The organism is Salinibacterium amurskyense (genome assembly GCF_002797685.1).
Lineage (GTDB): Bacteria > Actinomycetota > Actinomycetes > Actinomycetales > Microbacteriaceae > Rhodoglobus > Rhodoglobus amurskyensis.
Genome location: NZ_PGFH01000002.1, coordinates 345,355 through 369,422, shown reverse-complemented (window position 1 = coordinate 369,422; position 24,068 = coordinate 345,355). Strand labels below are relative to the sequence as shown.

General features: G+C 63.4%; 22 protein-coding genes. 12 read left to right on the top strand and 10 right to left on the bottom strand.

The features are described 5' to 3' along the window. Positions 1-13: 13 nt before the first annotated feature. Entirely contained in the window at positions 14-505 is a 492-nt protein-coding gene (locus CLV85_RS10895; protein WP_100389650.1) for a MarR family winged helix-turn-helix transcriptional regulator, read from the top strand. Next, complete coding sequence (locus CLV85_RS10890; RefSeq protein WP_100389649.1) at positions 498-1,574, top strand: YeiH family protein; 1,077 nt, start codon at positions 498-500, stop codon at positions 1,572-1,574. Before CLV85_RS10895 ends, CLV85_RS10890 begins: the two co-directional genes overlap by 8 nt. A 51-nt stretch (positions 1,575-1,625) precedes the next feature. Here CLV85_RS10890 and CLV85_RS10885 read toward each other — a convergent pair whose 3' ends face one another. Next, positions 1,626-2,129 (bottom strand): DoxX family protein, encoded by a 504-nt coding sequence (locus tag CLV85_RS10885; protein ID WP_100389648.1) that lies wholly within the window; start codon positions 2,127-2,129, stop codon positions 1,626-1,628. Further along, positions 2,126-2,575 (bottom strand): DM13 domain-containing protein, encoded by a 450-nt coding sequence (locus CLV85_RS10880; protein ID WP_100389647.1) that lies wholly within the window; start codon positions 2,573-2,575, stop codon positions 2,126-2,128. Before CLV85_RS10880 ends, CLV85_RS10885 begins: the two co-directional genes overlap by 4 nt. Before the next feature lie 162 nt (positions 2,576-2,737). On the opposite strand from CLV85_RS10880, the gene CLV85_RS10875 reads away from it, so the two are divergent. Together CLV85_RS10875 and CLV85_RS10870 are read left to right on the top strand one after the other, a co-directional pair. Then, the gene (locus tag CLV85_RS10875) at positions 2,738-3,436 is read left to right on the top strand and encodes a response regulator transcription factor (protein WP_100389646.1); all 699 of its coding nucleotides are present in this window, start codon (positions 2,738-2,740) and stop codon (positions 3,434-3,436) included. Beyond that, positions 3,433-4,575, top strand: a complete 1,143-nt coding sequence (locus tag CLV85_RS10870) for a sensor histidine kinase (RefSeq protein ID WP_189621919.1) — start codon at positions 3,433-3,435, stop codon at positions 4,573-4,575. Before CLV85_RS10875 ends, CLV85_RS10870 begins: the two co-directional genes overlap by 4 nt. Positions 4,576-4,591: 16 nt before the next feature. Here CLV85_RS10870 and CLV85_RS10865 read toward each other — a convergent pair whose 3' ends face one another. The 6 genes from CLV85_RS10865 to metG form a co-directional block, all read right to left on the bottom strand. Further along, positions 4,592-6,427 carry an ABC-F family ATP-binding cassette domain-containing protein gene (locus CLV85_RS10865; protein WP_100389645.1) on the bottom strand — a complete coding sequence of 612 codons (1,836 nt, stop codon included), beginning with the start codon at positions 6,425-6,427 and terminating at the stop codon, positions 4,592-4,594. 19 nt (positions 6,428-6,446) lie between these two features. Further along, the gene (locus CLV85_RS10860; RefSeq protein WP_100389644.1) at positions 6,447-7,385 is read right to left on the bottom strand and encodes a 4-(cytidine 5'-diphospho)-2-C-methyl-D-erythritol kinase; all 939 of its coding nucleotides are present in this window, start codon (positions 7,383-7,385) and stop codon (positions 6,447-6,449) included. Between the two features lie 97 nt (positions 7,386-7,482). Beyond that, a complete protein-coding gene (locus tag CLV85_RS10855; RefSeq protein WP_100389643.1) occupies positions 7,483-7,710 on the bottom strand; it encodes a 4-diphosphocytidyl-2C-methyl-D-erythritol kinase in 228 nt (75 codons plus the stop codon). Positions 7,711-7,790: 80 nt separating this feature from the next. Next, positions 7,791-8,621 carry a 16S rRNA (adenine(1518)-N(6)/adenine(1519)-N(6))-dimethyltransferase RsmA gene (rsmA, locus tag CLV85_RS10850; RefSeq protein ID WP_100389642.1) on the bottom strand — a complete coding sequence of 277 codons (831 nt, stop codon included), beginning with the start codon at positions 8,619-8,621 and terminating at the stop codon, positions 7,791-7,793. Next, positions 8,618-9,601 (bottom strand): TatD family hydrolase, encoded by a 984-nt coding sequence (locus CLV85_RS10845; RefSeq protein ID WP_100389641.1) that lies wholly within the window; start codon positions 9,599-9,601, stop codon positions 8,618-8,620. Before CLV85_RS10845 ends, rsmA begins: the two co-directional genes overlap by 4 nt. Further along, positions 9,598-11,178 carry a methionine--tRNA ligase gene (metG, locus tag CLV85_RS10840; protein ID WP_100389640.1) on the bottom strand — a complete coding sequence of 527 codons (1,581 nt, stop codon included), beginning with the start codon at positions 11,176-11,178 and terminating at the stop codon, positions 9,598-9,600. The genes CLV85_RS10845 and metG overlap by 4 nt, the downstream gene beginning before the upstream one ends. A gap of 189 nt (positions 11,179-11,367) precedes the next feature. On the opposite strand from metG, the gene CLV85_RS10835 reads away from it, so the two are divergent. From CLV85_RS10835 to CLV85_RS10820, 4 genes are all read left to right on the top strand, one after another. Then, positions 11,368-12,156 carry a DeoR/GlpR family DNA-binding transcription regulator gene (locus tag CLV85_RS10835; RefSeq protein ID WP_100389639.1) on the top strand — a complete coding sequence of 263 codons (789 nt, stop codon included), beginning with the start codon at positions 11,368-11,370 and terminating at the stop codon, positions 12,154-12,156. Continuing rightward, positions 12,153-13,115, top strand: coding sequence for a 1-phosphofructokinase family hexose kinase (locus tag CLV85_RS10830; protein WP_100389638.1), 963 nt, complete (start codon positions 12,153-12,155; stop codon positions 13,113-13,115). Before CLV85_RS10835 ends, CLV85_RS10830 begins: the two co-directional genes overlap by 4 nt. 38 nt (positions 13,116-13,153) lie before the next feature. After that, on the top strand, positions 13,154-15,211 hold the full coding sequence (locus CLV85_RS10825) for a PTS fructose transporter subunit IIABC (protein ID WP_100389637.1): 2,058 nt from the start codon (positions 13,154-13,156) through the stop codon (positions 15,209-15,211). An 80-nt stretch (positions 15,212-15,291) separates the two neighbouring features. Continuing rightward, the gene (locus tag CLV85_RS10820) at positions 15,292-15,741 is read left to right on the top strand and encodes an SRPBCC family protein (protein WP_100389636.1); all 450 of its coding nucleotides are present in this window, start codon (positions 15,292-15,294) and stop codon (positions 15,739-15,741) included. Between the two features lie 18 nt (positions 15,742-15,759). Here CLV85_RS10820 and rsmI read toward each other — a convergent pair whose 3' ends face one another. Then, a complete protein-coding gene (rsmI, locus tag CLV85_RS10815; protein WP_100389635.1) occupies positions 15,760-16,575 on the bottom strand; it encodes a 16S rRNA (cytidine(1402)-2'-O)-methyltransferase in 816 nt (271 codons plus the stop codon). Between the two features lie 146 nt (positions 16,576-16,721). On the opposite strand from rsmI, the gene CLV85_RS10810 reads away from it, so the two are divergent. After that, a complete protein-coding gene (locus CLV85_RS10810; protein WP_100389634.1) occupies positions 16,722-17,591 on the top strand; it encodes an EamA family transporter in 870 nt (289 codons plus the stop codon). A 58-nt stretch (positions 17,592-17,649) separates the two neighbouring features. Here CLV85_RS10810 and CLV85_RS10805 read toward each other — a convergent pair whose 3' ends face one another. Continuing rightward, complete coding sequence (locus CLV85_RS10805) at positions 17,650-20,187, bottom strand: MMPL family transporter (RefSeq protein WP_100389633.1); 2,538 nt, start codon at positions 20,185-20,187, stop codon at positions 17,650-17,652. A gap of 139 nt (positions 20,188-20,326) precedes the next feature. Between CLV85_RS10805 and CLV85_RS10800 the strand changes: the two genes are divergently transcribed. The 3 genes from CLV85_RS10800 to CLV85_RS10790 all read left to right on the top strand — a co-directional run bounded on the left by CLV85_RS10800 (position 20,327) and on the right by CLV85_RS10790 (position 24,066). After that, complete coding sequence (locus tag CLV85_RS10800; protein ID WP_100389632.1) at positions 20,327-20,902, top strand: TetR/AcrR family transcriptional regulator; 576 nt, start codon at positions 20,327-20,329, stop codon at positions 20,900-20,902. A gap of 88 nt (positions 20,903-20,990) precedes the next feature. Next, positions 20,991-22,676 (top strand): dolichyl-phosphate-mannose--protein mannosyltransferase, encoded by a 1,686-nt coding sequence (locus tag CLV85_RS10795; protein ID WP_100389631.1) that lies wholly within the window; start codon positions 20,991-20,993, stop codon positions 22,674-22,676. A gap of 70 nt (positions 22,677-22,746) precedes the next feature. Next, positions 22,747-24,066, top strand: a complete 1,320-nt coding sequence (locus tag CLV85_RS10790) for an O-acetylhomoserine aminocarboxypropyltransferase/cysteine synthase family protein (protein ID WP_100389630.1) — start codon at positions 22,747-22,749, stop codon at positions 24,064-24,066. Positions 24,067-24,068: the final 2 nt, after the last annotated feature.

Genomic DNA, 24,068 nt, shown 5'->3' with positions numbered 1-24,068 from the left:
AGATAATAACCGGATGCCCCAACGCGACGAAGTCGACCGAATTGTCGAAGCGTGGTCGCGCGAGCGCCCCGATCTCGACTTTGCGCCGTTGCATGTTCTCAGCCGTGTCGGCCGCCTTGCCAAGCACCTCGAACGCGCCCGTAAGGCCGCTTTTGCTGTCGCTGGCGTCGAACCGTGGGAGTTCGATGTGCTTTCTGCCCTGCGCAAGGCCGGCGCTCCATACCAGTTGAGTCCGACTGCTCTCGTGCAGCAGACAATGGTTTCGAGCGGCACGATGACGAACCGCATCGACCGCATGGTGGCCCGCAAACTTGTCGAGCGTCGCACCGACCCCAATGATGGTCGCGGAGTGATTGTGATCATGACAGCCAGTGGGCGCGAACGCGTCGATGAGGCCATCACTTCACTCGTGCACGACGAGACAGCCCTGCTGGCGCGCATGTCTCCCCTGGAACAAGAACGATTGAGCTCCCTGCTCAGAAAGTTGAGCCTCGACGGTGAATAACCTGCAAGTCCCGACCGCTTTTCGCCGCAACTCCCCCGGGCTCGGTCTGGCACTTGCCGCTTTCGCTCTCGCTGTACTCATCAGTTTTCTGGTGCCGGCAATTCCGACGCTGACCGCGTGTGTGGTGCTGGGCATCCTGTTCGCCGCTCTGCCGTGGCGCGGTTCGGTTCGTGCCGAAGTGAAACCGGGGCTCGCGATTGCCGCTCGTCGTTTGCTGCGCATCGGTGTTGTTTTGCTCGGTTTCAAGCTGAGCCTCGTAAACATCGCCGAACTGGGCTGGCTCGTGCTCGGCATGATCGTCGCCATTGTGGTCATTACGTTCTTCTTCACGTGGGGCATCGGGCGGATGCTGCGCCTGCCCGGTCAGCAGTCCGTGTTGATTGCGGCCGGATTTTCGATCTGTGGCGCCTCGGCCATCGGCGCGATGGCGGGTGTCACGCGCGCGAAGGACTCCGACACGGCCACCCCGATCGCGCTGGTCACGCTGTGTGGCACTCTCGCCATCGCCTTACTCCCAGCACTACGCCCGCTCCTCGGTCTCGACACCGCTGAGTTCGGGATGTGGGTGGGGGCGAGCGTGCACGATGTCGGCCAGGTCGTCGCTACCGCGCAAATCGCGGGAGCTACCGCCCTCGCGGTTGCCGTTGTTGTGAAGCTCACCCGGGTCGCGATGCTCGCGCCGATGGTGGCGCTGGCGGGCGTTGTTGCCGCGCGGGCTGACCGAGTGCAGGCTGCTGCCGCGAGCGCCGCTGGCGAGCCCGCTACTGATCGCGGCGAGGTGAAGCGCCCCGCCATCCTGCCCCTGTTTGTTGTTGGTTTTTTGGCGGCGGTTCTCGTGCGTACCTTCGTTCCGCTGTCCGACGGTTTTCTTGAGGCAGCAGCCTACGGCCAAGAGCTTGTACTCGGCATGGCCCTCTTTGGGCTCGGAGCGTCGATCAGCATTGGCAACCTCGTTCGCACCGGTGGGCGCGCTCTCGTGGTCGCACTCATCTCGTGGGCTGTTATCGCCCTGCTCTCCTACGGCGCGGTGGAAATCGCCCGCGCCGCAGGAGTCGCTGCCCTGGGCTAGAGCCACAGCGGTTTGCTGATGCCAGCCCCGCGGCTGACATCAGCAAAGGTGCTAAAGCCAGCGGCGAACCGGAGCCGAGAACCAGCGGGTTTCCGGCTTCTTGCGGTGCACGAGCTTCTCGACGATTGTCGTGACCGACAGTCGTGACGCGCTAACCACGAAGACTGCGGTAACGATCGAGAGCGCCAGCATGATCGGGTACTCGTCAATCAGTTGGTCGGCGGCCCAGTAGGTGAGCAACGTGAAGGCGCTCATCAAGGCTGCCGGAAGGGTGAGCACTCCGACGATAAGGGCGATACCAAGGCCGACCTCAAGAGCGGGAATGGCCCAGCCGAAGAAGCCGGGGGCTCCCCCGAGGAACGTAGTGGTGAATGCCTCGAAGAAGTCGGGCACGCGATTGTTGGAGACGGTGCTGTCTACAACGAGTCCGATGTCGGCCCCGTCGAATCCTGCCTTCAGCTTGAACAGACCTTCGTTAAGCCACAGGATGCCGAGGCCCACCCTCGCCGCTCCCGTGATGACGGAAGCGACGAGGGAAAGCGCACGGTTCATCATGAGAGAAGTGCGGATCCGAAGATTGCCTTGACCTTGTCGCAGTAGATGACGACGGTGTCGTAACCGGAGACATCCATGGCGTCGAAGGTGAAGGTCTGGGTTTCTTCATCGAAGACGACGGAGTCGATCTGCATGCCGGCTGCAATGGCATCCTCATCGTCACCGTTGGTGAGATAGATGTGGAGGTCGGGGCCCTCGTCCGAGGAGTACCCGGAGAGCACGATCTCGGAGTCGCTGACCGTGACGGTACCCGCGACCGACTTGTCGCCTTGGCCGGCGAACTCACCGGTGCGCGTTACTTCGTCAACGGGAGCCACAGTCTCGGACTGCGATGACTCAGGGGCGGTGGATTCGCTGCTCGTGGTGTCGGTCGCTGCACCGCTGCAGGCACTGAGCATGAGCGAGAGAGCGAGGATTGCTGCGCCGGAGATAACTGATTTTCTCATGAGGGAGTTCCTAAGTTCGTATGTTGTTGGAGGAAGCCAACGAGTCGATGACGCGGTGACGGTTACGAACCTAAGCCGGGGGTTCAGCGAAACTGACGGATGTGTCAAGAGCGTAAGAATTGAAACCGGTATTCCCTCGGGCAGCCAATCTAGGCTGGGGTTATGGAAAATCAGCCGAGCGTCACGATCGTCGAAGACGACGCCACCGTGCTCTCGGTGGTCACCGAATATCTGCGCGGCCGGGGATATTCCGTTACGGGTATTAGCGACGGAATTCAGGCGCGCGATGCCCTGCGCGGCCCACTACCCGACGTGCTCATTCTCGATCGGATGCTGCCCGGCGTCGGCGGCGACGAGCTGTGCCGACAGGCGCGAGCGGCATCCCCCCAGCTGCCGATCATCATGCTGACCGCTCTGGATGCCGTGGAAGAACGCATCGATGGTCTCGAACACGGTGCCGATGACTACATCGCCAAGCCATTCTCGTTGCGCGAACTGCAACTGCGTGTCGACGCGATGGTGCGCCGAACGCGCAGCTCGCACGTGTCGTCCGAACCGTTCACGCTTGGTCAGTTTCGCGTTGACCCGGCGCACCGCAAGATCTTGCTCGACGGCAACGAGATGACGTTGACCACCCGCGAATACGAGCTGTTTCTCTTTCTGCTGCAGAACCCCGAACGCGTGCTGAGCCGCGACGACATCTTGCGCGAGGTGTGGGGGTGGAGCTTTGGCGAAGCTTCTACCGTCACCGTGCACGTGCGACGCCTGCGCGAAAAGATTGAACCCGAACCGCGCTACCCCCGCTTTCTCCTCACGGAGTGGGGCAAGGGATACCGCTTCACCGTGAAGGATGCCGCATGATCCTCAACTCGAGCGAGCTGCTGTTCATTCTCGCCACCGCCGCCGCCTGCACGACCGCCGTGATGCTCGTCGCGCTGCTCGTTTTGCGGTGGGGCCGTCGGCGTTCGATCGCGTTCCAGTTCACGGTCGTCGTGATTGCGGCGATCGTCTCGATCGCCGTAACTACGGTCGTCGCGACCGCGCAAATGTATCTCTCGGCCCACGATCTGCAGGTCGTGCTGTGGGTCGTCGGCATCTCCACAGTGATGAGCCTCCTCGCCGCGCTCGTGAGCGGGCGGGCTGTTCGCCGGGCCTTCGCCAAGTTGCGCGAAAGCGTGGCGCAGGTTGGAGCCGGCGATGTTGTCGCCCCCAATTCCGACACGTGGAAAGAGGTCGCCGAAGTTTCGGTGCAGCTCTCCGAAGCCTCCGAACGACTTGCTGCCGCCCGCGACGAGATTGCGCGCCTCGATGCTTCGCGCCGCCAATTCTTCGCCTGGATCTCCCACGACCTGCGCACTCCCCTGACCGGCATCAGCGCCCTCGCCGAAGCCCTTGACGCTGGCGTCGTGGAAGACCCGAGCGACTACCTACGCCAGATTCGCGCCCAGGTCGGCACCATGAATCGACTCGTCGACGACCTCTTCGAGCTGTCGCTCATCCAGAGCGGCACACTCAAGCTGCGGCCCGAGAACGTCGAGCTGCTCGATATTGTGTCGGATGCCGTTGCCGACGTCAGCCAGCTAGCTGCGGCTCGCGGCATCCAGATCAGCCATGCCGGGGTGGAGGGACGGATACTCTGGGCCGACCCGCACGAGCTCACGCGCGTGGTCGTGAATCTGCTGACCAACAGCATCCGCTACGCACCGGCGAACTCGCAGATTCTCGTCAGCGCCGACCAGCGCGACGAGTCGAGTCTGGTGCTCTCGGTGCTCGATCAGGGCAGCGGAGTCGCCAGCGAAGACCTCAGTCACATGTTCGAGATCGGTTGGCGCGCTACCGAAGCGCGCACTCCCGAGCAGGAGTCGAGCGGTTCGGCCGGCGCCGGGCTCGGCCTCGCGATTGTGCGCGGCATCGTCGAAGCCCACGGCGGTGGCGTGAACGCCGAGCAGCTCCCCGAGGGGTTCCGGCTCAACGTCGCACTACCGACCGTCGCGGCCTAGCACGCTAGCTAGCGTTCTAAGAGAGCAGTTCGTCGAGTTCGAGCCAGCGGGTCTCGACAGTGTCGAGCGCCTCTTGCAGAGCCTGCTGTTCACCAACGAGGGCACCCAAACCAGCAAAGTCTGACTGGTCGTGCGTGGCCATGCGCTCGTGAAGTTCAGCGATCTGACCCTGCAACTTGGCGATCTTGCGGCCGGCAGCAGCGTGCTCCTTCTGCGAGTTGCGCAGTTCGGCACCGCCCAGCTTGGGCTTGGCTTTCGCGGCCGTGGCATCCGGAGCACCCGCGGCAGCACCAGAAGCATTGCCCGAGGAGCCCTTGAGCTGCTGATTGCGCAGTTCGAGGTACTGGTCGACGCCACGCGGAAGGTGACGGAAGTTGCCCTCCATCACGGCGTACTGCTGGTCGGTCACGCGCTCGAGCAGGTACCGGTCGTGGCTCACGACGAGCAAGGTGCCGGGGTAGGTGTCGAGAAGGTCTTCGATGGCCGCGAGCATGTCGGTGTCGAGGTCGTTAGTCGGCTCATCGAGAATCAGAACGTTCGGCTCCGAGAGCAAAATGAGCAGCAATTGCAGGCGACGCTTCTGACCACCCGACAGGTCTTTCACCGGGGTGGAGAGCTGCGTGCTCGTAAAGCCAACGCGCTCCAGCATTTGGGTGGGCGTCATCTCCTTGCCACCGGCAACATAAGTGCTCTTGTGGCGACCAATAACGGTGCTCACGCGCTCGTTCCACACGTCTTCGAGCTCAGCGAGCTGCTGCGTGAGTGTGGCGACCTTGATGGTCTTGCCGCGCTTGACGCGACCCTTCGTGGGCAACAGGGTTCCCGAGACGAGCGACAGCAGCGTCGACTTTCCGGCACCATTGACGCCGAGGATGCCGGTGCGCTCGCCGGGAGCGATGCGCCACGTGACGTCCTTGAGTACGGTCTTCTCGCCCGTGGTTCCGGATGCCGGGTCAGTGACCTGGTACGTCACGGTCACGTCTTCGAGGTCAACAACATCCTTACCGAGGCGCTGCATCGCCATCGACGACAGCGAGACGCTGTCGCGAGCGGGAGGCTCGTTTTCGATGAGTTCGTTAGCGGCATCGATGCGGAACTTCGGCTTTGTGGTGCGCGCGGGAGCACCGCGGCGCAACCACGCCAGCTCTTTACGCATGAGGTTCTGGCGCTTCGACTCGGAGGCAGCCGCCATGCGGTCACGCTCCACGCGCTGCAGAATGTAGGCCGCGTAGCCACCCTCGAAGGGCTCGATCAGTCGATCGTGCACCTCCCACGTGGCAGTACAAATCTCATCGAGGAACCACCGGTCGTGAGTGACCACCAGCAGCCCGCCGGCGTTGGTTCCCCAGCGACGCTTGAGGTGGCTCGCAAGCCACGAGATACCTTCGACGTCGAGGTGGTTAGTGGGCTCATCCAAGAAGATGACATCCCAGTCACCAATCAGCAGAGCGGCAAGAGCAACACGACGACGCTGACCACCGGAGAGGTCGCCAACCTTGGCTTCCCACGGGATGTCGGCCGCGAGGCCCGCAATGACGTCGCGAACCTTGGGGTCGCCCGCCCACACGTGCTCATCGATATCGCCGATGACGGTCTCGTGCACGGTCTTGGTGCCATCGAGTTCGTCGGCCTGATCGAGCATGCCAAGGCGCACACCGTTGCGGCGCGTAACGCGACCCTCGTCGGGCTCGAGTCGGCCCGAAAGCATTCGCATAAGGGTGGTTTTGCCGTCACCGTTGCGACCGACGATGCCGATACGGTCGCCCTCGTCGAGGCCGATCGTGACATTGTCAAAGATTACGCGGGTCGGAAATTCAAGATGAAGGGACTCAGCGCCAAGAAGGTGTGCCATTCGGGCAAGCCTAGCCGGGTTAGTCGTTAATAATTCGCGCGCCGTGAACCGGACCGGTCGCCCGCACGACGTTCATTTGCGCTGCGCTCAACGCGATCTGTAATTCGAGGGCGGAATCGAGGTCAGCGGTGAGGAAGGCAACCGTGGGGCCCGAGCCAGAAACGACACCAGCGAGAGCACCGTTTTTCTCACCGAGTTCGATCACGCCAGCAAGCGACGGTGCCATCTTGAGCGCGGGGGCCTGCAGGTCGTTGTGGAGGCACTCGGCAAGCATGTGCGGGTCGCCGGCACGCAGCGCCTGCAGAACATCGGCGTCGACCGACGGGGCAACTTCGGCCGGGAAGATGTCTTGAGAGTACTGCTGGCGGTGCTCATCGAGCGCCGTGTACACCTCGGGAGTCGAGAGGCCCGCATCGGAGAGAGCGAGAACCCATTGAAACTGGCCCTTGGCAAGAGCAGGGCTGAGCTGGTCGCCACGACCTGTTCCGATAGCGGTTCCGCCGGTGAGCGCGAAGGGCACGTCGGCACCCAATTCGCTGGCAAGGCCGAGCATTTCTTCGCGAGAGATGTTGGTGCCCCAGAGCGCATCGCAGGCCAAGAGGGTTGCTGCGGCATCCGCCGAGCCGCCACCCATGCCGCCCGTGACAGGAACGTGCTTATCGATCTCGAGCCGAACGCCGCCGCGGTAGCCCGTGCGTCGCGCGAGCAGCCGAGCTGCCTTGATGGCGATGTTGGAGCCGTCGGTGGGCACACGAGAAAGATCAACGGTGCCGGTAACCGACACCGAGAAGTCGTCGGCGTGAAAAGCGCGCACATCTTCACACAGTGAAACAGCCTGATAAGCGATGGCAACGTCGTGATATCCGTCATCGAGCAGCGCGCCGACTTTGAGGAAGACATTGATCTTGCCGGGGGCACGAGCGTGAACCATTGTGGAGGCTGCCGGGACGGTAGTCATGATCCAAACTTACCTTGTGGAACGTACCGGTCTGTGCGCAGGCTGGGGATAACGGGCCTCGACGAAAAATCGTGAAGGTCTCGTTACCCTGGTGAAACTACTTCGAAATACTGAGCCCGCGAACTGCCGCGTAGCGGGCCGTCACCGACTCTGCCCACTCGGCGCTCACATGAGCAGCGTTGGCCTCAAACCAGCTCAGGAACTCGGCATGCTGCCATTTAAACGCGCCAGCCATATCGAGAAATGCGAACCATTCATCCGGATGCCGCCCCGTTCCTTCCAGAACGTCGCGGTCACTGGGGGTGTTGTTCGTTGCTTCCGACATGAGGCCAACTTACCGTCGTTCGGCACCAAACGGAATGGCTGATTCTGCGCAGCCCGCAGCGGGCGAAGTGATCTTGCTAGTTAGGCAGCGCGCGCAATAGCAAGGAAATCGAGCACCGTGAGTTCCTCGCCACGGGCGGTGGGGGCGATACCCGCCGCCACGAGTCGCTCCGAGGCGGCCGTTGAGCTGCCCAGCACACTGGAGAGCGACTGACGCAGCATCTTGCGACGCTGCTGGAACGCGGCATCCACAAGGGCGAATGTTGCTTTACGTTCTTCGATCGTGCCGGGCTGTTCGCGACGCTCGAAGCGCACGAGCACAGAGTCGACGTTGGGCACGGGCCAGAACACCTGGCGGCTAACCAGACCGGCGGTGGAGAACTCTCCGTACCAGGCAGCCTTAATGCTCGGCGAACCGTAGACCTTGCTGCCAGGGCCCGCAGCGACACGATTGCCGACTTCGGCCTGCACCATCACGAGACCGCGGTCGAGCGAATCGAAGTGCTCCAAGAAATGCAGCAGCACGGGAACCGACACGTTGTACGGCAGGTTGGCGACAAAAACGCGGGGTTCGTTCGGCAGCTCAGTGACGCGCAAAGCGTCTTCGGTGATGACCGTGAGTCGAGCATCCGGCTGCATCTGGCTCACCGTGATGGGCAACTGGGCGGCTAAGCGCTTGTCAATTTCGACAGCGACGACGGATGCCCCGGTCTCCAGAATCCCGAGCGTCAAGGAGCCCAGCCCTGGTCCGACCTCGACCACCGTTTCGCCCGAGACGACGTGCGCCGCCTTGACGATACGGCGCACCGTGTTGGGATCGATCACAAAGTTTTGGCCCAGCTTCTTGGTGGGCTGAATGCCGAGCAGATCAGCGAGATCGCGGATCTCGGCGGGGCCGAGCAGGGTATTCATCGCGTGCCTACATTCTGTGCGCTCGAGACGGATGCAGCGGTCGTCTCGCCGCGTGCCGGTGCCGGTTCGATGCCCGCGGGAAGTTCGGTATCCCACGAACCATAGACGGCCTCGGTGGTGGCAGCGAGTTGCGCCGAGAGTTCGAGTTCGCTGATTTCGAGGTGGGCTGCCATCGCGCGCACCGTGTGCGGCATCAGGTACGGCGCATTCGGACGGCCGCGCAGCGGATGCGGCGTGAGATAGGGAGCATCGGTCTCGACCATGATGCGGTCGAGATCGATCACGGAAAGCGCTTCGCGAAGGTTCGCCGCATTCTTGAACGTGACCGTTCCGGCAAACGACAAGAACCAGCCGTTGTCGGCGGCGATGCGTGCCATTGCAGCATCGCCCGAGAAGCAGTGGAAGACCGTGCGCTCGGGAGCGCCGACGCGCAGCAGTGTCTCGATGACGTCATCGTGGGCGTCGCGATCGTGAATCTGCAGCGCCAGGCCGTGCCGCTTGGCAATCGCAATGTGCTCTTCAAAGGAGCGAAATTGCGCAGGGCGACCCTCGTCATCCGTGCGGAAAAAGTCGAGACCCGTTTCGCCGACCGCGCGCACTCGTGGAAGCGCGGCGAGTTCGTCGATGGCGGCGAGCGCAGCATCCAACTCCCCCGCCGCAGCGAGTTCGGGGGCATCGTTCGGGTGAATTGCTACCGCAGCGAGAACACGCGGGTTGGTGGCGGCGAGTTCAGCCGACCAGCGACTAGTGGCGACATCCGTGCCGACCTGCACAACACCGCGAACGCCGACCGAAGCGGCTCGGGCGAGGTGTTCGGTGAAGTCGAGCGCGCCGTCAGGACCACCGTCAGCGATCTCGAGGTGCGTGTGATTGTCGTAGACAACGCCCTCGAGAGGTTCGGGCAGCGGCGGGTACTGCAGCTTCTCGGAGGCTTTCTCGTCGGCGCTGCGGTGACGCTGCCTGATGAACGGTTCGGTCACGCCGTGCCGCTCTCGGCATCCACTTCAATGCGCGGGAACAGCGACGATTCGAGAGCCGTGACGCGACCGGAGTGTGACCAGTTCTGAGCGTCGTCGATGCGCTGCTCACGCAGTTCGCCGACACCGCCGATGGCGGTCCAGAGCTTCTCGGTTGCCTTGGGCAGTACCGGCGAGAGCAGAATGGCGAGCGTGCCCAGACCGTTGACGGTCGTGGCCAGCACGGTGCCGAGGCGTTCGCGGTTGGCGGGGTCTTTCGACAGCGCCCACGGCTCTTGTTCGGTGATGTATCCGTTGAGTTCATCCACGAGTTGCCACACCGAGGAGAGTGCTTCGTTGATCGCAAAAGTGTCGATGTATGCGTTCGACTTCTCGGTGGCACGCTTCTGCGTCGCGATGATCGCTTCGTCGGATGCCGTGAGCTCACCGAGCGTCGGAATCTCACCATCAAAGTACTTATTCACCATCGCGATAACGCGTGAGGCAAGGTTGCCGAAGCCGTTGGCCAGCTCTGCTTGGTAGCGCGCGCTCAGGTCTTCCCAGCTGAAGGAGCCGTCTTGACCGAAGGTAATGGCGCTCATGAAGTAGTAGCGGAAGGCGTCGGAACCGAAGGTGTCGGTGATCTGGCTCGGAGCAATACCGGTGAGCTTCGACTTGGACATCTTCTCGCCACCGACGAGCAACCAGCCGTGGCCGAAGACAGCACGGGGCACGGGCAGTCCGGCAGCCATGAGCATGGCGGGCCAGATGACCGCGTGGAAGCGGGCGATGTCTTTACCGACGAGTTGTACGGCGGGCCAGCGCTTGGCGAACTGTTCGTCGTCGACGCCGTAGCCGATGGCGCTGACGTAGTTGAGCAGGGCGTCGAACCAGACGTACACGACGTGGGTTTCGTCCCAGGGAACCTTGACACCCCAGTCGAAACTGGAACGCGAGATGGAGAGGTCGTCGAGACCCTGCTTGACGAACTGCACGATTTCGTTGCGCACGCTCGCGGGCTGCACGAAGTCGGGCTGGCTTTCGTAGAGGTCGAGCAGCTTCTGACCGAAATCGCTCATGCGGAAGAAGTAGTTCTTCTCCTTGAGAATCTCAACGGGGCGCGAGTGAATCGCACAGACGAGTTGGCCCTTGTATTCGCCGTCGGGGGCCGTAACGAGGTCATCGAGCTGCTTGTACTCTTCGCAACCGACGCAGTAATAGCCCTCGTATTCACCGGCGTAAATGTGGCCGTCGTCGTAGAGGCGCTGCAAGAACGTGGCAACGGCCTTCTCGTGACGCTCATCGGTCGTACGGATGAAGTCGTCGTTGGCGATGTCGATGGTCTCGAGCAGCGGCTGCCAGGAGTCGGCAACGAGGCGGTCGGCCCACTCTTGCGGCGTGGTGTTGTTGGCGACGGCGGTGCGCAGAATCTTCTGGCCGTGCTCGTCGGTGCCCGTGAGCAGCCAGGCGTCTTCACCCCGCTGACGGTGCCAGCGCGCAAGAACGTCGGCGGCCACCTCCGTATACGCGTGCCCGATGTGGGGAACGTCGTTCACATAGAAGATGGGCGTCGCAATGTAGAAGGAGTCGCCGGCAGACATGCCTTCATTCTATTCGCCTGTGTCGATTGATTACGCCGGGGGTGCTCGCGTTCGCTGGGAGCACCGGATGCCGCACTCCCGAATGTGGGAGTTTGTGGTTTTTTCTGTATTTGTGTTGCATTGCCACACGAAGCCGCGTAGTCTCACAGAAACGCAGTCGGGTGCGTTGACAATCAAAGGAGATTACGGATGTACGCAGAAGAGCGGCAACAGCACATAGAGGGACAACTTGCTGAAGCTGGTCGCGTCGCCGTAATCGACCTCGCTCGCACGTTCGACGTGTCAAGCGAAACGGTCCGTCGAGACCTCGATCAGCTTGAAGCACGAGGCGTATTGCGCCGCGTGCACGGGGGTGCGGTCTCGGCGGCTCGGATTAGTCGTGTTGAAGAAAGCGTCGCCGCCCGCACCGACCGCAACTCCGATGCCAAAGAGCGCATAGCGCTGGCAGCGCTGGCCCTCATTCCGTCCACCTTCACGGGCGCGATCAGCATCGACTCGGGCACCACGACCAGCCGCCTCGCTCAGCACTTGCGCGACTGGCAGCCCGCGGCATCCGCCGGTTCGCTGACGGTCATTACCAACTCGATTTCCATCGCGGCGATCGTGAGCGAGAACCCGCACATCGAGGTTCAGCTCATCGGCGGTCGCCTGCGCGGCATCACGGGGGCTGCGGTTGGTTCCGCCACCCTTGCTCAGCTCTCGGGCATCCGCCCCGACATCGCCTTCCTGGGTGCCAACGGCGTTCATGCCGACTTCGGCTTCAGCACGCCCGACCCCGACGAAGCCGCGGTGAAGAGCGCGCTCACTCGAGGTTCGCGTCGCGCCATCGCTCTCGTCGACGCCTCGAAGCTCGGCATCGAAACCCTCATGAGTTTCGCCTCGCTCTCGGAGGTCGACACGATCATCACCGATCACTCCCCCGACGATGACCTCACCCTTGCCCTCGAGCGCGCGGATGTTGAAACGGTGATCGCATGATCGTCACCGTCACCGCCAACCCCAGCCTCGATCGCACGATCGAGCTCGACTCCGCTCTCGACCGCGGCGAAGTGCAGCGTTCGGTAGCCAGCAGCGAGCAACCCGGCGGCAAAGGCGTCAACGTGTCGCGAGCGCTCATTGCGTCTGGACTCGACACGATTGCGGTGCTTCCCGGTGATGCTTCTGACCCGATGCTCGTTGCCCTGCGCGCCGAGCACACTCCGACCGCTGGGCTGCCGATCGCGGGTCGTGTGCGCTCCAACGTAACGATCACCGAGCCCGATGGCACGACCACCAAGATCAACGAGCCCGGTCCGCAGCTCACTGCCGACGACGATGCGGCGCTGATTGATCTCGTGGTCTCGCACGCCCGCCGGGCCGAGTGGGTTGTTCTTGCCGGCTCGCTTCCTCCCGGACTGAGCAGCGACTTCTACGTTCGCGTGGTTCACGCAATTCGCGCCGCCACCGACGGGCACGGCCCGCGCATCGCCGTCGATTCTTCGGGTGCCCCGATGCGGGCCCTCATCGAATCAGGCATTGGCGTTGACCTCATCAAGCCCAACGCTGAAGAGCTTGCCGAAATGACCGGCCTTCCCGACACCTTTGAAGACGACCCGGATGCCGCCGCTGCCGCCGCTCTCAGCCTCGTCGCTCGCGGCTGCCGTGCCGTACTCGCCACGCTCGGATCACGCGGAGCACTCCTCGTGACCGCCGACGAAACCTGGCGAGCCACCATGCCTCCCGTCGCTGCCAAAAGCACCGTCGGAGCAGGAGACGCCTCCCTGGCCGGCTACCTCTTGGCCGACCAACGCGGCGCTGCCCCCGAACGACGACTGGCACAGGCCGTCGCCCACGGAGCCGCTGCCGCCGCCCTCCCCGGCAGCACGATGCCGAGCCCCGAAAACACCACCCCCAACGCCGCTGACGTGCACCTGCTCAGCCGCCCCACCGCACCATAAACCTCAGCACGCCAACTGCTGCATACAAGGAGAAAGCAATGTCGCAACTCATCACCCCCGACCTCGTGTTGTTGGATGCCGATCTCGGCACCGACCGCGCGGGCGTCATCGGTGCGCTGACGAATCTCGTCGCCGAACAGGGCCGGGCCACCGCTGCAGAATCACTTTTTGACGACGCGTGGGCTCGTGAGCAACTGACCGATACCGGAGTTCCTGGCGGTATCGCGATTCCTCACTGCCGTTCCGAAGCCGTCACCGAAGCAACCCTCGTGATGGCACGCCTCGCGCCGGCCGTTGACTTTGGTGCCGCGGATGCTCCCGCTGACCTCATCTTCTTGATTGCTGCTCCCGCGGGCGCCGACCAAGAACACCTCACGGTGCTTTCCGCTCTCGCGCGGTCACTCGTGAACCCCGAATTCGTGGACAGCCTGCGCGCTGCGGCGACTCGCGAAGAGATCGTCGCTCTCGTGAAGCAGGCGACCGCTCCCGAGGAGAAGGCCGCGCCCGCTGCCGCTGGTGCCGGTGCTGCCGCCGCCGGTGCTGCCGCCGCGACTGCTTCCGAAGCTCCTTCCCAGGATGCGAATGCGGACTCCGCCGCTCGCCCCGTGCTGATTGCCGTCACCGCGTGCCCCACCGGCATCGCCCACACCTACATGGCGGCCGATTCACTCGCCGCCGCCGCTGAGCGTGCTGGCGTAGAACTCCACGTCGAGACTCAGGGCTCGTCGGGTTCGACGCCGCTTGATCCTGCGGTGATTGCTGCGGCATCCGCCGTCATCTTTGCTGTCGATGTGGATGTTCGCGACAAGGCTCGCTTCGCAGGCAAGGCTGTCGTGCAGTCGCCCGTCAAGCGCGGCATCGACGCCCCCGATGCGATGATCGCGGAAGCCCTTGCCGCCGCCAGCGACCCCAACGCCACGCGCGTTGCCGGGGGCGGAGCAGCCAGCGAAGCCACCAGCAGCACGAGCGACGAGCACTTCGGCCAGACCGTCAAGCGTGCTCTGCTCACCGGTGTGAGCTACATGATTCCGTTCGTCGCCGGTGGTGGTCTGTTGATCGCGCTCGGCTTCCTGCTCGGTGGGTACCTCATCACCGAGACTGCGGGCAGCATCATTCTCGAGAACAGTCTGTGGAACCTGCCTGAGGGCGGCATTGCGGCCTACCTTGGCGCCGCGGCCTTCCAGATCGGTGCCGCCTCGATGGGCTTCCTCGTTCCCGCCCTTGCCGGTTACATCGCCTACGCGATCGCTGACCGCCCGGGTATCGCTCCCGGTTTCACCGCCGGTGCAGTTGCTGGCCTCATGGGTGCTGGCTTCCTCGGCGGTATCGTCGGTGGTCTCCTCGCGGGTGTTGCCGCTCACTGGCTCGCTCAGCGCAAGACCGCCGCGTGGTTCCGTGGCCTCATGCCCGTTGTCGTGATCCCGCTGCTCGCGTCGATCTTCGCCTCCGGCCTCATGGTGCTCATTCTTGGCGGACCGATCGCTTCGCTCACCGTGGCCCTCAACGACTTCCTCAACGGCCTGAACGGGGCATCCGCCATCGTTCTCGGTCTCATTCTGGGAGCCATGATGGGCTTCGACCTCGGTGGCCCCGTCAACAAGGTTGCGTACTCGTTCGCGGTTGCCGGCCTCGGTGCGGGTGCGATCGACAATCAGGGACCGTGGATGATCATGGCCGCTGTCATGGCATCCGGAATGGTTGCTCCTCTCGCGATGGCTCTCGCCTCCACCGTTCTTGCTCGCCGCCTCTTCTCGCCCGTCGAGAAGGAAAACGGCAAGGCTGCGTGGCTGCTCGGTGCTTCGTTTATCTCCGAAGGCGCCATCCCGTTCGCTGCTGCTGACCCGCTGCGCGTGATCCCCGCCAGCGCGATCGGCAGTGCGGTAACAGGTGCCATCATCATGGCGTTCGGTGTCACGTCGCAGGCACCCCACGGTGGTGTGTTCGTGTTCTTCGCGATCAACCCGTTCCCGATGTTCCTGGTCGCGATTGTCGCAGGAACCATCGTTACGGCACTGATCGTGGTAGCCCTCAAGCGCTTCGTGCGGAAGAGCGACACCGTCGCTCCCGCTGCGGCGCAGGTGCCGGTCGCCGCGTAACGTCGTAGGCTGGATCCCCGGGCACGCTGCATCTCGTTCGCCGAAAGCATCGTGACTCGACAACGGACAAGGGAGCCCTTATGAAGATCACCGAGAGCGTGCACATTGACGCCCCGGTGGAGCGCGTATTCGAAGTCTTCTGTGACCTCGACAACGCTCCCGCTCATCTCAGCGGCATCAACTCCCTAGAAGTGCTCGAGGGTCCAGCCCAACTCAAGCTCGGTACGAAGTGGCGCGAAACGCGCACGTTCGCTGGCCGGGAGGCCACCGAAGTGATGTGGGTCACCGACTACGAGCAGGATGTGTCGTACACGGTTGACGCGCAATCACACGGTACGCACTACCAAAGCGTCTACCTGTTCATGCCCAGTCACGGCGGAACACGCCTCGAGTATCGCTTCACGATGACGCCGCTCACGTTCGGGGCGCGGCTCATGAGCGTTGTCGGTTTGCTGTTTCTTGGCGTCACCAAGAAAGCGTTAACTCAAGACCACCACGAGTTGAAAACGGTGTGCGAAGCCCAGGCCTAATCGCCTTGGGTGCGCGGGCTACTTCTTCTTAGCCTGCAACGCCGCTTCGTAGAGTTCACGCTTGCTCAACCCGGTCTGCTCGGCCACTTCAGTTGCCGCTTCTTTCAGTCGAGCGCCGTCGGCGACGAGCGAGAGTACGTAGGTGACCGCGGTCGGCAGATCGGATGTCGCGGGGGCCGCACCTTCGATCACGAGACAGATCTCGCCCCGGGCTCCATCTTTGAACTTCTCAGCGAGCTCAGCGGCGGTGCCGCGGGCGACCTCTTCGTACATCTTGGTGAGCTCGCGGCACACGACAGCGCGACGGTCATCGCCCAGCGCGGTGGCGAGGTCGGCGAGCGCCGCTGGTAAACGGTTGGGGCTCTCGAAGAACACCATCGTGCGTTCTTCGCGAGCAAGGCCACGGAAGTACGCGACCCGTCCCTTGCGGGGCAGGAAACCTTCGAAGCTGAAACGGTCGGTGGGCAATCCTGACACCGCGAGGGCGGTGAGCACGGCACTCGGCCCGGGCAGAGCGGTAACGGTGACTCCGGCGGCGGCGGCGGCCGCAACGAGTGGGAATCCCGGATCGCTGATGGCGGGCATCCCAGCGTCGCTGAGTACAAGAACATCGGCATCGCGGGCGAGCTCGACGATCTCGGTCGCCTTTTCCGACTCGTTGTGTTCGTGCAGCGGAATCAGTCGCGGGCGGTTCTCAATACCCAAAGCGCGCATGAGATGGATGGTCGTTCTCGTGTCTTCGCTCGCGATCACCTCGGCGTTCGTGAGTGCCTCAATGAGACGCTGAGAAGCGTCGCCCAGATTGCCGATGGGAGTCGCCGCAAGAATGATCACTCCCCCATTCTCCCACCCGCTCTCGCTGCGCGCGGCGCGGGCCCATTCGGGCACAATCTGAGGTGTGCAAAGCACCCCTGCTGAGGTCGTAGTGTTGCACTATGTCGACTCCCCCGCCCTTGAGAGGAACCCCTCTCGGCGCCGCCATGCTCGTGGTCTTTGGGCTCATCTTCCAAGACGTTGGTGCCTCGGTTGCCGTCTTGCTGTTCCCCGAGGTCGGGCCCGGCGGAATGGTGTCACTGCGACTCGTCTTCTCGGCCGCGATTCTGCTCGCGATCGCGCGCCCCAACCTGCGCGCCATCTCGAAGCGCGCGTGGCTTATGGCCCTCATTTTTGGTATTTCGCTCGGCGGCATGAACCTGTTGTTTTACGAAGCTCTCTCGCGCGTTGACCTGGGCGCTACCGTGACGATCGAGGTGCTGGGCCCTCTCGTTCTTTCCGTCATTGTTGCCCGCCGCGCCAGCGCGTGGCTGTGGGCAGTGCTCGCCTTCGCCGGCGTTGCCCTGCTGAGCCTCGGCAGTGTTGGCGCTCTCGACCCGGTCGGTGTTGCCTTCGCGCTTGCTGCAGCGGTGTCGTGGGCAGGCTACATTTTGGCGTCGCGCAAGACCGGGCAGGTGTTCGCCGGGTTGGATGGCCTTGCCATCGCCATGGCAATCGGCGCGATCATCAGCCTCCCCTTCGGCATCGCGCAAGCGGGTAGCACGCTGCTCGAGCCGTCAATCTTGGTGCGCGGCCTCGCGGTCGCTATCTGCTCCTCGGCGATTCCCTATGCCCTCGAACTCATCGCGCTGCGTCGCATTTCGGCCTCGGCCTTCTCGGTGCTGATGGCACTGGCTCCGGCCATCGCGACAGGCGCGGGATTCTTCGTGCTCGGCCAGAGCATCACGCTCATCCAGGGTGTCGGCATCGTGCTCGTGATCGCAGCCTCCATCGGGGCCGTGCGGGCGGCATCCCGCATCCCCGGCGCGCCTGGGGCGGGGCCAAACGCACTACTGCCCGAAGAGACTCCGCTGTAGAGCGAAGGTTCTCCGGGCAGTAAACGCGGCGAGCGCGGGTGTGAGGTGTAACCGGGCGCTAACGGGCAGTCGGTGCTGCGTCGCTGCTCACGTCATCCGGAGCCACGGGGTGAATCGGGTGGCTGCGCTCGAGCGCGGCTCCCTCTACGTCCACGCTCGGCAGGATGCGGTCGAGCCAGCGAGGCAACCACCACACCGACTTGCCGAACAGGTGCATCAGGGCCGGGACCAACATCATCCGCACGACAAAAGCGTCGAAGAGCACGCCTATGGCGAGGCCGAAGCCGAGCGGGCGAACGATCGCCAAGTGCGAAAAGACGAAGCCTCCGAAGACGGCAATCATGATGATGGCGGCCGCCGTGACAACGGCACGGCCACTGCGCAGCCCACTCATAACGGCGGCCTTGGCGGGCACCCCGTGAATGTACGCTTCGCGCATTCCCGAGACGAGGAAGAGCTGGTAGTCCATCGCGAGGCCGAACAGCACGCCCATGATGATGATCGGGGCAAAGTTCAGCAGCGGACCCGGGTCAGTGACGCCGAAGAGCGCGCCCAACCAACCCCACTGGTACACGGCAACCATCGCGCCGAAGGCCGCCAACAGCGACAGCACGTAGCCCGCGGTGGCGATGACCGGCACGAGAAGAGAGCGGAACACCAGAATCAGGATGATCAGCGACAGGCCAACGACAACCGCAAGGTACAGCGGCAGCACGTTAGCGAGGTTCTCGGAGATGTCGATGTTGCCACTGGCCGAGCCAGCAACGCCGAGCTCGATGTCCCCCGCTAGCGGCGAGCTATCGCGCAGCTCGTGAACGAGCTCGCCCGTCGACACGCTCGTGGGCCCCTCCACAGGAACGAGCTGGAACGCGAAGTAGTCCCGATCGGCAGCGACACCGATCGGAGCGACAGCTTCGACGTTGTCGAAGGCGAGTAGCTGGTCAACGAGGTCGGCTTGAGTTTCGAGCTCGTTTTCTTCGGAGACGCCGGTGGGAAGAGTCGCCGTGACAAGGAGGGTGCCGTTCTGGCCTGCCCCGAACTCTTCGGCGATCGTCGTGTAGGTGCGGTATTGCGTGGAATCTGCGGGTTCTGACGAGCCGTCGGGAAGCCCCAACCGCATCGACAGCGCGGGAATCGCCACGATCAACAGCCCGAGCGTTGCCACAATGAGCATGACTACCGCACGACTGGTGCGCATAGCGCGGGCCGGAGGAAGCACGTGCGACTCGTGGCCAATGTTGGCGCGCGCCTTGCGAGAAAGCACGCGCTTGCCGAGCAGGGCCAACAGGGCCGGAGTGAGGCTCACGGCGATCAGCACCGAGATGAGAACGCAGACAGCGCCGACGGTACCCATCACGCCAAGGAACGGGATGCCGCTCACATTGAGAGCGAGCAGCGCGACGAGAACCGTCGACCCGGCGAACAGCACGGCGTTACCCGAGGTTCCGTTAGCGAGACCGATCGACTCGTGGAGTTCCATGCCCGCCGCGAGTTGGCGACGGTGACGCTGCACGATGAAGAGCGTGTAGTCGATACCGACCGCGAGGCCGAGCATCACACCCAAAATCGGCGTCACGGAGGTCATGTCGACTACCCCCGAGAAGGCGAGCGAGCCTGCGACACCCACGCCGACACCGATGATTGACGACACGATCGGCAGCGTTGCCGGCAAGAACGAGCGGAACAGCACCAGCAGAACGACGCCAGCCAGCAGCACACCGATAATCTCACCCACACCTAGCAGGCCATCAGTGGAGAGCGTGAGCGTCGACGAATAATCGACCGTCACACCCTCGATGTCGACACTGTCCAGCTTTTCGGTGATCTCGCTCTTGGTCTCCGCCGAGAGGTCGAGAAGTTCGCTGTCGAAGGTGATGAGGCCGAGAGCCGTCGCACCATCGTCGGAGACGAAGCTGATGTTGGCGGCTGCATCCATGAGGCGCTCGCCAAAGCCGAGCTCACGCTCTTGCTTGCCGAGCTCGATGACGCCGTCTGCCCACGCTTCGTCTTGCACGCCCAGCTCGTCGAATACCGCGTCGAGCTGCGCCTGCTGAGCATCGAACTCGGCCTGAGAGAGTTCGTAGTAACCGCCAGCCTTCGCTTCGGCGATGGCGGCATCCAGTTGGATCTGCCCGTTCTCGTATTGCTCGAAAGCGGCCTCAAGCTGGTCGCGAGCCTCGACGAGTTGCGCGTTGGCCGCGTCGATCTGCTCGCGGCCGTCCACGAGCTGTTGCGCTTGCTCTTCACGCTGAGCGTCAGTCTCGAAGGGGTCGATGACCGCGCTGACATCGCTCTGCGAGGTGAGGTCGGCGAGAGCATCCGTGATCTCACTCTGTTGGGAGTCGCTCAGCGCGCTGCCATCTTCTGAGCTGAACACGACCGTGGCAGAGATTCCGCCCACGTTGCCGAGTTGTTCGGTTAGCTCATCGGCGACGCGCTCGGTTTCGGTGCCAGGAATGGTCATGGTCGACGAGAGGGTGCCGCCGAAGAGCGCGAAGGCTCCGCCAGCGAGGCCGAGAACGGCGATCCAGCTCACGATAAAGAGCCACGCGCGGCGAGCCGAGAGTCGGCCCAGTCGGTACAGGAGTTCAGCCATGCTGAAGAAAACCTCTCGTTGAGAACACAAAAACGAGCACTTCATCGGGCCTGCGCCAATCGTATTGCTAGTTGGCGAGTTTTCCAACAGTTGTCGGAAAACTCTCAACTTGGCCCTCGACATCTGCGACAATCAGAGAATGGATGCCCGAGTCGAACGCACGCGTCACAGCCTGCAGCAGGCACTCTTCGCCCTCACTCAAGAGCGCCCCTTCGACGAAGTCACCGTCGGTGATATTGCAGAACGGGCGGGAGTGAACCGCAGCAGCTTCTACCAGCACTACACCGATAAAGAGACGCTGCTGGCCTTCGCTATCGAATCCGCGGCAGCGGAAGCTAGCACCCAGTTAGCCGACCTCGACCCCGAGAGCGACGTCGCCCCACCCGCCCTCAGCGACTACCTCAGCCATATTGACGCCAACGCTGCCGTGTACTCCAGCGCTCTCGGCCCCCGAGGTTCGGCGCTCGTGGCCTTTCGCATGCGTGCTCGCCTCAAGCAGATCGTGCGCGACGGCATCGTCAACCACGGCACCGAGCAACTCGAAGGTGTGGCCCTCGAGATCGAAAGCGCCAGCGTCACCGGGGCAACGTTCGGAATTATCGAAGCGTGGCTTGCGATGGAACCGCGCCCGCCCGCCGAGACCGCTGTTAACTGGATCTGGCGAGCCTTCGGAACCCCCAGCGGGCGCGGGGATGGCGCAGGCACTGCTCCCTAGCCGCGCTCTACCGTGGTCCCCGCTGGGCGGCGCGCCGAAGCCTGCGATCCGGTCAGCAGCTCACGACTTCCCTCAGTAGCATTACGGGGTGAGCCAGACGAACCCGCGCGACTTCGACGCCATCCTGGCGAACAACTCTCCCGCGAGTTCGACTACGGATGCTGGAGCGGCTTCGGATGCGAATTCCGCACGTGCCACCGGCCACCACTACGCCACCGCCGTGGGTTCCCGCCTCGATGATTGGTGGGCGGCGAGAAGTCCGCTGACCCGCCGCTGGCTCGGGTGGGCCGGGCCGGTGATCGTGCTAGTGATCGCTGCGTTCACGCGACTGGTGGGCCTCGGGCATCCGTCGTCGCTGGTTTTTGATGAGACCTTCTATGTGAAGGATTCGTGGACGCTCGTGAACCTCGGCTACGAGGCGCAGTGGCCGGCCGAAGCGGATGCGCTCTTCAACAGCGGCAAGGTCAACATCTTTCTGAACGATCCCTCGTTCGTCGTGCATCCCCCGCTCGGCAAGTGGTTGATTGGTTTGGGCATGTTGCCGGGCGGCGGCGATGACCCGTTCGGCTGGCGCATCGCCACGGCCCTCGTCGGCATTCTCGCGGTAGTCGTGCTCATGCTGATCGCCAAGAAACTCTTCGGCTCCACGCTTCTCGCCACGCTGGCCGGGTTGCTGATGGCGATCGATGGCAACGCGATCGTCATGAGCCGCGTCGCCTTGCTCGACAACTTCGTCATGATCTTCGCTCTGCTCGGGGTTGGCGCCATGCTGCTCGATCGTGAGCATTCGGCCACCCGGCTGGCGCTGTGGATCAGTCGCCGTGGGCTTCGCGGTGCGAGCACCGAATGGGGCCCGGCGCTGTGGTGGCGACCGTGGCTTATGCTCGCCGCCGTCGCCTTCGGACTCGCTGCCGCCGTCAAGTGGAACGGTCTCTACTTCTTAGCGGCCTTCGCCGTTTACAGCCTGGTGGTGGATGCCCTCGCTCGCCGCCAGGCCGGCATCAGCTTCTGGGGCTCCGGCACTCTCTTCAAACAAGCCCCCGTGAGCTTCCTGCTGACCGTGCCGATTGCGCTGCTCGTGTACCTCAGCACGTGGACGGCCTGGTTTCTCAGCGACAACAGCTACGACCGATCGTGGGCCGACACTGACGGCAATGCGTGGACGGGTGTTCTCAGCTGGGTGCCCCTCGACATCCAGAGCCTGTGGCACTTTCAGTCGAGCGTGTACAACTATCACGTGGGCGAAACCCGACCACACCCCTACCAAGCGAACCCTCTGACGTGGCTGCTGCTCATCCGCCCCACGAGCATGTTCTACGAGAACCTCTCGCGCGGCGACGACGGCTGTCTCGCGGATGCCTGCGGCGCCTCCATCTCTGGAATCGCCAACCCGATCATCTGGTGGGCCGCCACCGCCGCCATGTTGTACCTCGTGTATCGCTTGGTTCGCTACCGCCAGTGGCAGACCGGCTTCATTCTGATGGGCGTCGCGGCCGGCTACTTACCGTGGCTGTTGTACCTGAACCGCACCGTCTTTCAGTTCTACACAATCGTGTTCGAGCCGTACCTGATTTTGGCGCTCGTGGCGGCGCTCGGGGTGATCCTCGGCAGCCGGGATGACGACCGCTATCGACGAACGAGCGGCCTCGGGGTCGTCGCGGTATTCATGGTCGTCGTGATCGCGGTCAGCGTGTTCTTCTGGCCGCTCTGGACCGGCCAGGTCATCGACTACGACCTGCTGCGCCTGCGCTGGTGGTTGCCGACCTGGATCTAGGCCAGCCGTTTCGTGGCGTTCTGTTACGTCACAAATCTTGAGTCGGCATCCGCTTGGGTAGCCTGTGGCTATGGCTGATCAGAGTGGTTCCGACCGCAACTATGGTTTTCGCACGCGCGCAATTCACGCGGGCAACATCCCCGATGCGACTACGGGCTCTCGCGCCCTGCCGATTTACCAGACGAGCGCGTACGTCTTTGATGACACCGCGGATGCCGCCGCCCGCTTCGCGCTGCAGAAGTACGGCAACATCTATTCCCGGCTTGCCAACCCGACGGTCGCGAGTTTCGAGGAACGAGTTGCGTCGCTCGAAGGCGGACTCGGTGCCGTTGCCACCGGCAGTGGGTTGAGCGCGCAGTTCATCACCTTCGCGTCGCTCGCCGGTGCCGGCGATCACATTGTGTCGAGCGCCAATCTCTATGGCGGTTCCATTACGCAGCTGGATGTCACGCTGCGTCGTTTTGGGGTGGAGACAACGTTCGTGCGCTCTGCCGACCCCGAAGACTATGCGGCGGCCATCACTGACAAGACCAAGCTGATTTTCGCGGAGACCATCGCGAACCCCTCGGGCGAGATTGCCGACATTGAGGGTCTGGCGGAGGTTGCTCATGCCCACAATCTGCCGCTCATCATTGACTCAACTGTCGCGACGCCGTACCTGAACCGCCCGATTGAGTGGGGCGCCGATGTCGTCACGCACTCGGCCACCAAGTTCTTGGGTGGCGCGGGCACAACCCTCGGCGGCGTGGTGGTGGAGAGCGGTCGCTTCGACTGGGCCACCGACCGTTTCCCCCTCTTCGATGAGCCGGTGCCCAGCTATGGCGGTCTCAACTGGAGCGGCAACTTTGGCGAATACGCCTTCCTCACTCGCTTGCGCGCAGAGCAGCTACGCGACGTCGGACCCGCCCTGTCGCCGCACTCGGCCTGGCTACTCGCGACCGGCGTCGAAACTCTTCCCTTTCGGATGCAAGCCCACGTCGACAACGCGCGCACCGTTGCCGAGTGGCTCGAAGCCGATTCGCGGGTCGAGACCGTGTACTGGGCGGGTCTGCCGGGGCATCCACATTTCGAGCGCGCGCAGAAGTACCTGCCGAAGGGCGCTGGCTCGGTGTTCTCGTTTGAGGTGCGTGGATCGGCAACACAGAACAGCCGCGCTGTCGGCCAAAAGTTCATCGAAAGTGTTGAGCTAGCCAGCCACCTCGCCAACATTGGTGATGCGAAAACGCTCGTGATTCATCCCGCGTCAACGACGCACGCGCAGCTCACCGAGCAGCAGCTCACCGATGCCGGCGTACTGCCCGGTGTCGTGCGCATCAGCGTGGGAATTGAAGACCCCGAAGACATCATCGCCGACCTCGATCAGGCGCTAACCGCAGCGACGAAGGGCTAAGG